Consider the following 10,766-nt stretch of genomic DNA (forward strand, 5'->3'; position numbering starts at 1 on the left):
CATCGCGGCCGGCGCCAGAAGGCGCGCAACACCTCGCCGCTGGAACATATCCCCCAACTCGGCCCCAAGCGGCGCCGTCTGCTGCTGACACGCTTCGGCGGTCTGCAGGAGCTGCGCCGCGCCGGCGTCGACGACCTGGCCCAGGTGCCCGGCATCAGCCGCAGCCTGGCGCAATCCGTCTATGACGCCCTGCATGGAGAACTCACCTGATGAGCGGGCAGCTGCTGAACCTGCCGAACGTACTGACCCTGGCACGCATCGGCGCCATCCCGCTGGTGGTGATCTGCTACGTGCTGCCGACCAGCTGGGGCCGCCCGGCGGCGGCCATGCTGTTTCTGGCCAGCTCCGCCACCGACTGGCTCGACGGCTACCTGGCCCGGCGCTGGAACCAGACATCGGCGTTCGGCCGCTTCATGGACCCGGTGGCGGACAAGCTGATCGTGGCGGCGGCGCTGGTACTGCTGGTGAAGGGCCACCCCCACCCGTACGTGGCGGTGCCGGCCATCGTCATCATCGGCCGCGAAATCACCGTGTCGGCGCTGCGCGAATGGATGGCCGAAATGGGCGAACGCGGCCGGGTGGCCGTGTCCGTGGTGGGCAAGAGCAAGACCGCGCTGCAGATGACAGCCATCACGCTCATGCTGTGGGAACACCCCCTGTTCGGGGCGCCCGTGTTCGGCCTGGGCGTGCTGTTGTTCTACGTCGCCGCCGCGCTGACACTGTGGTCCATGGCGCTTTACCTGAAGGCCGCCTGGCCAAGCCTGCGAAAGGGTTGACAGACCCCACCCCCGGACCCCACAATTCGCCTCCCTTTCGGGCGGGAATAGCTCAGTTGGTAGAGCGCAACCTTGCCAAGGTTGAGGTCGCGAGTTCGAGCCTCGTTTCCCGCTCCAATTGTTCAAGATGACTGGCCGCGCCCCGTGCGCGGCCAGTCGTTTCTGGACCCGGCTAGGTGGCAGAGTGGTTATGCAGCGGCCTGCAAAGCCGTGTACGTCGGTTCGATTCCGGCCCTAGCCTCCATATCCTGATTCCTTCTCCCGGCGACCCGGGCGCCAGCGCGGCGATGCGGCGGCTCGACACCGGCCTCACCCGGCCGCCGGCGGCGCGTCCTGTGCCAGGTGCGCACGCAACGTCTTGCGACTCACCTTGCCGGTGTTGCCCTTGGGCAGTTCGTCCATGAAGCGGTACTCGCGCGGGCGGGCATACGGCGCCAGGTCGGTCTCGTGCACGAAAGCATCGAGTGCCTCGGTCGTCACCGGCGCGCGGGTCACCACGCAGGCGACCACGCGCTGGCCCCAGCGCGCGTCCGGCACGCCGATCACCGCCGCCTCGCTGACCGCCGGATGGCGCATGACGGCATCCTCGACCGCACTCGGCAGGATGTTGATGCCGCCGGAAATGATCATGTCGTCGATCCGTCCGCGCAGGTACAGGTAACGGTCGGCGTCGATCACGCCCATGTCGCCCGAATGCCACCACGGCCCCTCGAACACCTTGCGCGCCAGGTCCGGCCGGTACCAGAAGCCGACCGCCACCGACGGGCCGCGGACCAGCACCTCGCCCTCCTCGCCCGGCGGCAGTACGTCGTCGGCGCTGCCGCCCGGCCGGATGACGCGGACATCGCCGTTGAGCATGGGGCGCCCGACGCTCTCGATGCGCGCCTCGTCCTCCAGGTCGTGCGGGAACATGACCGTGCCTGCCGAACACGAGCCCGACTCGGTGCTGCCGTAGATGTTGAAGATGTTGCGCGAGACGCGCTGCTTGATCTCGCGCAGCGTGGCGGTGTCCATCGGCTCGCCGGCAAAGCCCGCCGAGGTGATGGACGACAGGTCGTGGCTCTCCAGGCCGTGGCGCAGCAGCATGCGCCACATGGTGGGCGCCAGAAAGGCATGCGTGCAGCGCTCGTCCTGCACCGCGTCGAGAAACTGCGCCGGATCCCACTGCGGCAGGAACACCACCTTGGCGCCGGCATTGAGCACCGGCAAGGTCACGTTGTACCAGCCGATGAACGCGGTCGAGAGCATGTTGCACATGGCGTCGGCCGGCATCATGCGCCACAGGTAGCTGCCGCCACGGGCACTTTCCATGAGGCTGCGGTTGCTGTGCATGACGCCCTTGGGCAGCCCGGTGGTGCCCGACGACAGGGCGATGATGGCGATGTCGTGCTCGTGCAGTTCCATCGGCTCGAAATCGAGCCGATGGTCCGCCAGGTCGCGCGGCAGGACGGGATCGTCACCCGACTCACGCTGCTCGGGCGGAGTGGCCGGCGAGACCACGCGCACGAAGCCGGTCACCAGCGGATTCGCCTGCCGCAGCCGGTCGGCCATGGCGGCGAACGCGCCGTCGTATACCAGCACCCGCGGTGACAACTGGCCGACCACCGCGCTGAGCGTGCCGAGCGATTCGCGCACGTGCAGCGCGGCCGGGATGGCGCCGATCTCGATGGCCCCGAACAGCGCCACCACGTGCTGCACCGAGGCAACCGTCATCAGCGCCACCCGGTCGCCCTTGCGCACGCCCAGCGTGTGATAGAGCGCCGCGCATCGCTGCACCTGCTCGCGCAGCTGCGGGTAGCTGTAGCGAAACAGCCCATCGACCACCCGCTCGCCCTGCGGGAACCAGTCCGCCGCCCGGTGCAGCATGTCCCGCGTGGTTACGTCACGTGTCGCCATCACGCTTCCCTCCCGTCCGATACCAACACCGGCACCCCCGGGTTCGCTACCGGCGGCGCCCGCCACCAACAATCCCGATCGTTCGTTTAGGATGCATGGTGCTCAGCACCCCGGGGCACCGTCAACTGCGGCCCTGTGCCCAAGCCGACACGGGCCGCGCGCAGGAGGAACGTCATGACGCGCGACGAGTTCTATGCCGACGCCGACCCCGACAGCCGCGGCCCGCTGGCCGGCTACCGCGTGCTGGAGGTGACCCAGGCGGTGGCCGGACCGGTGGTGGGCACGGTGTTCGCCGATCTGGGCGCCGACGTGCTGCGCTGCGAGCTGCCCGGCCAGGGTGACATGACCCGCTGGATGGAGCCGTTCCTGGACCACGGCCGCGATCCCAACGCGGCCTGCTGGCACATGTCCGTCAACCGCGGAAAGCGCGCCGTGACGCTGGACATCCGCCACCCGGAAGGCCAGGCGATCTTCCGCGATCTGGCGCGCGACACCGACGTGCTGGTCGAGAACTTCACGCCCGGCTCCATGCAGCAGTGCGGGCTCGACTACCCCGCCATCCGGCAGCTCAACCCGGCCATCGTCTACGTGTCGATCAGCGGCTTTGGCCAGTGGGGGCCGCTGCGCGGCATGCGCGGCGTCGACACCGTCGCCCAGGCCATGTCCGGCATGATGTCGATGAACGGCGTGGCCGGCGGCGAGCCGCTCATTTCCACCGCCAATCTGATCGACCACCTGACCGGCTGGCAGGGTGCCATCGGCGCCATGGCCGCGCTGCTGCATCGCCACCGGACCGGCGAGGGCCAGTACATCGACGTGGCGCTGGCCGACACCGCCCTGTACGCCAGCGACCAGCGCATCATGGCCGCCCACAACGCCGACCGGCAGTGGCCGCGCCAGGGCAACACCATCGACATGGGCGCGCCCATGAACTGCTACCGCTGCCGCGACGGCGGCTACGTGTACCTGTTTGCCATCCTGGACACGTTGTGGCCGCGCCTGTGCGCCGTCATGGGCCGCGAGGACCTGATCGACGACCCGCGCTGCAACGGCATGCAGGCGCGTGCCCGGAACCGCCAGTTCGTGGACCGGGTGACGGCAGACTGGATCGCCGGCCTCGACCGCGACGCGGTGGTGCAGCGACTGCAGGCGGCCGGCGTCAGCGCCGGACCGGTGCTGGACCACGCGGAAGTGGCGCGCTTCGGGCAGTTCCTGGAGCACGAAAGCGTGGTCGAGGTGGACCATCCGCGCTACGGCACGCTGCGCACCTACGGCGTGGTGCCGAAATTCTCCCGAACCCCGGCGCGGGTGCGCGGGCCGGCGCCGGACCTTGGCCAGCACAACGACGCCGTGTACCGGGACCGGCTGGGCCTGGACCCGGAGCGGCTGGCGCAGCTGCGGGACAGCGGCATCATCTGACGCTGGCCGCCGGCGGCGGCGTTCAGCTGCCGCCCAGCAGCCGCTCCGCCCGGCCCGGATACACCACCAGACTGTCCGGCGCCGTGGCCTGCGGCGGCCCCGGCTGCTGGAACGCCTCCACCGCCATGGCCGCCTCCATGAACGCCAGTGCCAGGTAGAGCAGCGGCTTTTGCGGTTCCGGCAGCTGTGCCAGCGGCCATTGGTCGAGGTGCGCGGCGATGGCCGGCATCTCGTCCACCAGCGCCCGGTACAGGCCGGTCAGTTCGTCCATGGACGCCGCCAGGCGGCGGCGCATGCGGGCGTCCTCGCTGGGCAGCGCAAACGCCAGCCACGGCGACAGATGCCCGAACGGCGCCGGCAGGCCGGCGGCACTCACCCGGCCAGCTCCCGGCCGCAGCGCGCGGCCACCGTGTGGTACAGGTGGCGCACGGCGATTTCCTGATCCGACAGGACCATCTGCCCGATGGCGCCGGAGCGCAGCGAGCGGTGCGTGGCCTCGTTGGTGGCCAGGTCCTCGCGCGACAGGTCGCGCAGCACGATCTTGCTGTACTCCTGACTGATCATTTCCGACGCCCGCTGCGGCATGGGGAAGTAGTAGGCCAGCTCGTAGACGGTCCGGTCGTGCGCCACCGGCCAGAAGGCGTCCACGTAATACCAGCCGGCGCCGACATTGATGCGCGAGTACGGGAAGATGATGTTCAGGTCGAAGCCCCAGTCGCGCACCTCGTGCTGGGCGGTGCCGGGAAACGCGGTGGTGGCATCGCCGCCCTGGGTGAACGTGGCGCCGAAATCGAACGCCAGCTTCTCGGCCGGACTCGGTGCGTGCGGCGCCAGGTGCACGGAAATCGACTGGTTGCCGTTTTCCTGCAGCTTGATGCGCTGCACCGCCAGGTACGGGTCCTGCGGGCTGATGCACTGCCCCACCGACAGCTTGTGCACGAAGGCGCCGTGGTAGGACTCCTGGAAGGCGTTCATGGTCACCTTCCAGTTGGCGTTCACCGTGTAGCGGTAGCGGCCGGCCAGCACCATGCGCTCGAACGGGTACGGCTTCAGGTCGGCGTTGAACTCGCTCATGGCCTGTTCCAGCGACTGTGCCGGACGCCGGGCGAGGTTCACGAACACGAACCCGCGCCAGGTGTCCAGATGCACCGGCGGCAGGCCCAGCGCGGCCTTGTCGAGCGCATGGAAACGCTGCTCGTCGCTGACGAAAACCAGCCGGCCGCGCGTGTCGAAGGTCCAGCCGTGGAACCCGCACTGAAATCCCGCGCAGTGACCGGCGCCCTGCGGGGCCAGCTGGTTGCCCCGGTGCGTGCACACGTTGTGGAAGGCCCGCAGCCGGCCGTCGTCGCCGCGCACCACCAGCACCGTGGCGTCCTGCGCTTCGAGATGGCGCACCACGTAGTCGCCCGGCTCGGGCAGTTCGCTGTCGCGCAGGATCAGGTTGATCCACATGCCGCGAAAGATGCGCTCGCGTTCGAGCTCGAAATACGCCGGGTCGACCGCCGAGGTCACCGGCACCGGCCCCGTGCCGAGCTGCGGGTAGCGCGGCGCGAACGGCCGCGGGTTGCCATTGGCGGGACTGCTCATCGGCTCGTTCCTCCTCGAACCGGCGCCGGGGCTGTCTGTCGCGCCCCTGGCGGCAGCCGGGTGACCCGGAAGGTCACCCGGCCCGTTGCTCAATGCGTCAGGAAATCGAACACCAGACGGTTGAAGGCGTCGGCGTGCTCCCACTGCGCCCAGTGGCCGCAGCGGCTGAACACGTGCAGGTGCGCGTCCGGAATGCCCCAGATGAACTTCAGGCCGTGGTCCAGCGGCACGAAGCGGTCATCCCGCCCCCACACCACCAGCGTCTTGGCCTTGATCTCGTGCAGGCGCGCGGTGAAGTCGCTCAGCACGTTGGCCGGGTTCGACGCGCTCTTGACGAAGTTCTCCAGGTGCTCCGGGCGACGCATCATGTTCTCGTAGCGGCCCTGGATCATCTCCTCGGTCAGCTGCTTCTGGTCGTAGATGAACACATTCATCATCTGCTTCAGGTTGTCCAGGGTCGGGTGCATGTAGACCTTGAACAGCAGCTTGATGCCCTCCAGCGGCAGCGGCTGGAACAGGCTCTGCCCGCCACCGGCGGCGCCCATGAGGATCAGCCGGTCGATGCGGTCCGGAAACTCCAGCGCGAAGCGGATGGCCGAGGCGCCGCCCATGGAGTTGCCCACCAGGTGGGCCTTGCGGATGTCGAGCGCGTCCATCAGGTCACGCACCGCGCGGGCGTTGATCAGGTCACGCGGCTCGCTGGACAGGATGGTGTCCGACTTGTTGAAGCCGGGGCAGTCCAGCAGGATGGTGCGGTAGCGCTCGGCGAACGGGCCGATGTTCCTGGCGAAGTTGCTCCAGCCGCCGGCGCCGGGGCCGCCGCCGTGCAGCATGATCACCGCCTCGCCGCTGCCGGCCTCGTTGTAGTGCAGCTTCATGCCGCCGGCCTCGACGTAACGGCTGGTTCCTGCTTCGGTCAGTGCGCTCATCCTCTTCCTCCCTGTGCGGTTTTTATGTGTTGGCGGCCGCCCTCAGGGGCCGAAGGCGAAGGCCGATACGGTAGCGCCCATCACCCGATCCTGAAACACCCGCCGGCCGGGGTCGTTGCCGGCAGCCCCCGCCGCCACCATCAGCGGCAGCAGGTGCTCCTCGCGCGGGTGGCTGGCCAGCGCCGCCGGCGCCTGCTGCCAGTGCGCCAGCCGGCGCGTGCGCTCGGCGGGATCGGCCGTGCAGGCGTCGCCCAGCCAGGTGTCGAAGCGGTCCGAATCCGGCCCCGGGTTGCCAGCGCCCATCAGGCCACGCATGTTGTGGTAGCTCATGCCGCTGCCGACGATCAGCACCCCCTCGTCGCGCAGCGGCTCCAGCAGCGCGCCCAGCGCCAGATGCGCGCCGGCGTCCAGGCTGTCGTGCAGCGACAGCTGCACGATGGGCACGTCCGCCTGCGGGTAGACCAGCAGGAACGGCACGAACACGCCGTGATCCAGGCCACGCGCGGTCTCGGCGCGGTTCGGCACGCCGCCGTCGGTGAGCAGCTGCTGCACCCGCGCGGCCAGCGCCGGGTCACCCGGCGCCGGGTACCTGAGCTGGTAGGTGTGCGGCGGAAAGCCGTAGTAGTCGAACAGCAGCTCCGGCTCCGCCTGCGCGTTGACGGCGACGCGCGGCTCCTCCCAGTGGCCGGAGATCAGCAGCACCGCGCGCGGCCGCTGGCCAAGCGTGTCCCCCAGCCCGCGCAGCCAGGCGGCCATGCGGTCCCAGGTACCGGCCGGATGCCAGTCCATGAAAAAGCACGGCCCACCGCCGTGCGGAATGTAGAGCGTGGGCAAGCGCGGCATGAATGTGTCCCGACGGTGTTCGAAAAGCGTCAATGATGCCGCCGCGGTGACGCGCGTGCAGCGCGGCCACGGCGCGCGTGACGGTGCGCGTCAGTCCAGCCGGCCGTTGGCCTCCGGCTGGTCGGTGACGCGCAACACACGAAAGCGCGTGCTGCGCCCGCCCGGCAGCGGCCAGTCGATGGCCTGTCCGGTCGACAGTCCGAGCAGCGCGGCGCCCACCGGCGCCAGCACCGACACATTGCCCTGTGCCGGGTCGGCATCGCGCGGGTAGACCAGCTTCAGCACGTGCTCGGCACCGCTGGTGTCGTCCACGCACAGCACGCGCGAATTCATGGTGACCGTGTCCGGCGGCATGTCCGCGGGCGCGCGCACCTCGGCGCGGGCGAGCTCCTCCTCCAGCGCCTCGACGGTGTCCCGGAACTGTGGTGCGGCGGATTCGAGCAGGCGCTCGAGGCGGCTCACGTCGTGCGAGGACAGGATAATCGACGGTGTGTTCGCGTTCATGCGGGGCCCCAAAACGAAAAACGCGGCGGAGCGCGTGTGCGCAGTCCGCCGCGAACAAAGACGTTGAAGGCCCCGACACTAGCCCCGACGCAACCGGAAAGCAACCGTGGCCCGGCCCCGCCGACCCGGCGCATCAGTTCACCGCCACGCCCGGCAGCGCGCCGGTGTGCTGGCCGTGGTCGAACACCACCTGGCCGTTGACCACGGTGCAGTCCACGCCGCGCGCCTCGGCGATCATCCGCTTGCCGCCGGCGGGCAGGTCCGCCACCAGGTGCGGGCGGCGGTCCGAGCCGACCGTGGCCGCGTCGAACACCACGATGTCGGCGAAGTAGCCTTCCTTGAGCAGGCCGCGCTCGCGGATGCCGAACAGGCCGGCGGCCTCGGAGGTAATGCGCTGCACGGCGCGTTCCAGGCTCATCAGTTGTCTTTCGCGCACCCAGTAGCCGAGCAGGTAGGTCGTGTAGCCGGCCTCGCACAGCATGTCCACGTGCGCGCCGCCGTCGCCCAGCCCGATGCGGATGCGCGGGTCGGTCAGCATGCGGGCGAGGTTGGCCTCGTCCGAGTTGGCCACCGCCACCCGAAAGCGCGTGTTCACGTCGTCGGCGATGGCCAGATCCAGAAACGTGTCGCACGGGTCGGTGCCGCGTTCGGCGGCGATTTCCGCCACCGTGCGCCCGAGCAGCGGCTGAAGGTCCGGGTTGTCGGCGGACAGCAGCTCGAAGTGGTTCCAGTCGCGCACCAGCGAGCGGCCCTCGGCCATGTCCGCACGGAAGGTGCGGCGGAAGTCCGCGTCGGCATACAGCGCCTTCTGCACCGCCACCGGCTGGTTGAACGCCGCCTTCCATGCCGGCAGCGGCGCGAACATGAACGGGTTGCGCACGTCCGCCTCGGCCATGAACGGCCGCACCACCGTCTGCGGGTAGCAGCCCCTGGCGGTGAGGTGCCCTGCCCGCTCCACGGCCGCGAAGGCGCAGCCGGGGCTGGAGTTCAGATCCAGCAGCGTCAGCCAGGTCACCGGCCGGCCGCTGTGCTCGCACAGCAGCTCCAGCAGGGCGGTGTCATCATCGTCCAGGTGCGCCAGCTTCTTGGTGACGGCAATCTCGATGCCGCCGCGCCCGTGCCGGCCGAGCGTGCGCGCGTAGGCGGCGAATTCGTCGTTGCTGGCCAGGCGGCTGGCCAGCGGGGTGCCGTTGTAGCCCACGTGGTTCGGCTGCTGGGACGAGCTGAAGCCGAGTGCGCCGGCGTCGAGCGCGTCACCCAGCAGGCCGCACAGCGTGTCGGTCTCGGCGGCGGTGGCGGCGCGCGCGCTGGCTTCGGCCCCCAGCGCATACGTGCGCAGCGGCGACAGCGGCACCATGAAACCGAGGTTGATGGCACTGCCGCGATTCAGCGTCGCGTCCATGAACTCGCCGAACGATTCCCACTGCCAGGCGACGCCCGCCTCCAGCACCTCGCGCGACATGGCCTCCACGTTGATCAGATCCCACAGCGCGTGCTCGCGCGTTTCCGGCCGGCACGGCGCCAGGCCCACGCCGCAGTTGCCGATCACCGCCGTGGTGATGCCGTGCCAGGCCGTGGGCGTGACCAGCGGGTCCCAGGACAGCTGCGCGTCGTAATGCGTGTGCGGGTCGATGAAGCCCGGCGCCACCACGCGGCCGGTGGCGTCGATGGTCTTGGTCCCCCCGCCGTCCACGGCGCCGATCTTCACGATGCGCCCGTCCCTGACCGCCACGTCGGCCGCAAAACCGGGGCCGCCGCTGCCGTCCACCACCGTGCCGCCGCGAATGACGAGATCGTAGGCCATGCCGTTTCTCCTGCCAGGTGGCCATCCGTGGCGGCTGGGCGGCGGCCGTCCCGGCCGCGCTATTGGTGTCTGCCAGCCGATGCTAGCACCACCAGAACGATCGTTCAGTCGCCCGCGCTGGACCCGAACCCGCGGGCCGCCGACAATCCGGCCTACCCCGCCGCGGCGGCAACAAGACCCGAGGAGATCCGCCCATGCTGTCCATGAAAGCCGTGGTCGTGCGCGACCAGCACCAGTACGCCGTCGAGACCGTCAACATCGACCCGCCCAAGACCGGCGAGGTGCTGGTGCGCATGAAGGCCTGCGGCGTGTGCCACTCGGACATCTCCATCATCAACGGCACCATCCCGCAGCCGTTCCCGGCCGTCATCGGGCACGAGGGCGCCGGCGTCGTGGAGCAGATCGGCGACGGCGTGCACACCGTCAAGCCGGGTGACCACGTGGTGCTGTCGTTCGTGCCGCGCTGCGGCGAGTGCTTTCACTGCCTGCACGACCAGCCGTTCCTGTGCACCGTGAGCCCACCGGACGGCACGCTGTTCGACGGCACCAGCCGCATCCACCAGAACGGCCAGCGCCTGTACACCATGTCCTTCCTGGGCAACATGGCCGAATACGCCGTGGTGCCGGAAGCGTGCGTGGTGTCCGTGGACAAGAGCGTGCCGTTCCAGGCCGCCGCGCTGGTCGGCTGCGGCGTGACCACCGGCGTGGGCGCCGTCATCAACACGGCGCAGGTGGAGCCCGGCAGCACCGTGGCCGTGTTCGGCTGCGGCGGCGTGGGCCTGTCCGTGGTGCAGGGCGCGCGCATCGCCGGCGCGCGCATGGTGATTGCGGTGGACCTTTCCGCCGAAAAGCTGGAAATGGCCAAGCGCTTCGGCGCCACCCACACCGTTGCCCCCGGCACGGATGCCGCCAAGGAAATCACGGCGCTGACCGGCGGCATCGGCGCCGACTACGCCTTCGAGGTCGTCGGTATCGGCAAGCTGGTCGAAACCGCCTTCAAGGCCACCC

Annotated in this window: 11 protein-coding genes and 2 tRNA genes; 6 read left to right on the plus strand and 7 right to left on the minus strand. The window is 69.8% G+C overall.

Going from position 1 to position 10,766, the window contains the following annotated elements; all coding sequences use genetic code 11:
• The 4 genes from ABYX71_RS07565 to ABYX71_RS07580 all read left to right on the plus strand — a co-directional run.
• On the plus strand, nt 1-210 hold a 210-nt coding region (locus ABYX71_RS07565; RefSeq protein WP_372695903.1), incomplete at its 5' end, for a helix-hairpin-helix domain-containing protein.
• Entirely contained in the window at nt 210-776 is a 567-nt protein-coding gene (gene pgsA, locus ABYX71_RS07570; RefSeq protein ID WP_372695904.1) for a CDP-diacylglycerol--glycerol-3-phosphate 3-phosphatidyltransferase, read from the plus strand. The genes ABYX71_RS07565 and pgsA, both read left to right, overlap by 1 nt.
• Nucleotides 777-817: 41 nt before the next feature.
• Nucleotides 818-893: transfer RNA gene (locus tag ABYX71_RS07575), tRNA-Gly, on the plus strand.
• A gap of 53 nt (nt 894-946) precedes the next feature.
• A tRNA-Cys gene (locus tag ABYX71_RS07580) sits at nt 947-1,020 on the plus strand.
• Between the two features lie 65 nt (nt 1,021-1,085).
• On the opposite strand, the gene ABYX71_RS07585 is transcribed toward ABYX71_RS07580, so the two are convergent.
• The gene (locus ABYX71_RS07585) at nt 1,086-2,672 is read right to left on the minus strand and encodes a class I adenylate-forming enzyme family protein (protein WP_372695905.1); all 1,587 of its coding nucleotides are present in this window, start codon (nt 2,670-2,672) and stop codon (nt 1,086-1,088) included.
• A 174-nt stretch (nt 2,673-2,846) separates the two neighbouring features.
• Between ABYX71_RS07585 and ABYX71_RS07590 the strand changes: the two genes are divergently transcribed.
• Nucleotides 2,847-4,091 carry a CaiB/BaiF CoA transferase family protein gene (locus ABYX71_RS07590; RefSeq protein WP_372695906.1) on the plus strand — a complete coding sequence of 415 codons (1,245 nt, stop codon included), beginning with the start codon at nt 2,847-2,849 and terminating at the stop codon, nt 4,089-4,091.
• Between the two features lie 22 nt (nt 4,092-4,113).
• Here ABYX71_RS07590 and ABYX71_RS07595 read toward each other — a convergent pair whose 3' ends face one another.
• The 6 genes from ABYX71_RS07595 to ABYX71_RS07620 form a co-directional block, all read right to left on the minus strand.
• A complete protein-coding gene (locus tag ABYX71_RS07595) occupies nt 4,114-4,467 on the minus strand; it encodes a hypothetical protein (protein ID WP_372695907.1) in 354 nt (117 codons plus the stop codon).
• Complete coding sequence (locus ABYX71_RS07600; RefSeq protein ID WP_372695908.1) at nt 4,464-5,678, minus strand: aromatic ring-hydroxylating dioxygenase subunit alpha; 1,215 nt, start codon at nt 5,676-5,678, stop codon at nt 4,464-4,466. The genes ABYX71_RS07595 and ABYX71_RS07600 overlap by 4 nt, the downstream gene beginning before the upstream one ends.
• Before the next feature lie 89 nt (nt 5,679-5,767).
• The gene (locus tag ABYX71_RS07605) at nt 5,768-6,607 is read right to left on the minus strand and encodes an alpha/beta fold hydrolase (RefSeq protein ID WP_372695909.1); all 840 of its coding nucleotides are present in this window, start codon (nt 6,605-6,607) and stop codon (nt 5,768-5,770) included.
• Between the two features lie 42 nt (nt 6,608-6,649).
• Nucleotides 6,650-7,450: a class III extradiol ring-cleavage dioxygenase gene (locus ABYX71_RS07610; protein WP_372695910.1), complete on the minus strand. Its 801-nt coding sequence runs from the start codon at nt 7,448-7,450 to the stop codon at nt 6,650-6,652.
• A gap of 90 nt (nt 7,451-7,540) precedes the next feature.
• Nucleotides 7,541-7,954, minus strand: coding sequence for a nucleoside diphosphate kinase regulator (gene rnk / locus ABYX71_RS07615; RefSeq protein ID WP_372695911.1), 414 nt, complete (start codon nt 7,952-7,954; stop codon nt 7,541-7,543).
• A gap of 133 nt (nt 7,955-8,087) precedes the next feature.
• Nucleotides 8,088-9,758, minus strand: coding sequence for an amidohydrolase family protein (locus ABYX71_RS07620; protein ID WP_372695912.1), 1,671 nt, complete (start codon nt 9,756-9,758; stop codon nt 8,088-8,090).
• Nucleotides 9,759-9,952: 194 nt separating this feature from the next.
• Here ABYX71_RS07620 and ABYX71_RS07625 point away from each other — a divergent pair.
• Nucleotides 9,953-10,766 (plus strand): alcohol dehydrogenase catalytic domain-containing protein (locus ABYX71_RS07625; protein ID WP_372695913.1); only part of this gene is annotated, 814 nt, incomplete at its 3' end.

It is taken from the genome of Immundisolibacter sp. (assembly GCF_041625615.1).
Lineage (GTDB): Bacteria > Pseudomonadota > Gammaproteobacteria > Immundisolibacterales > Immundisolibacteraceae > Immundisolibacter.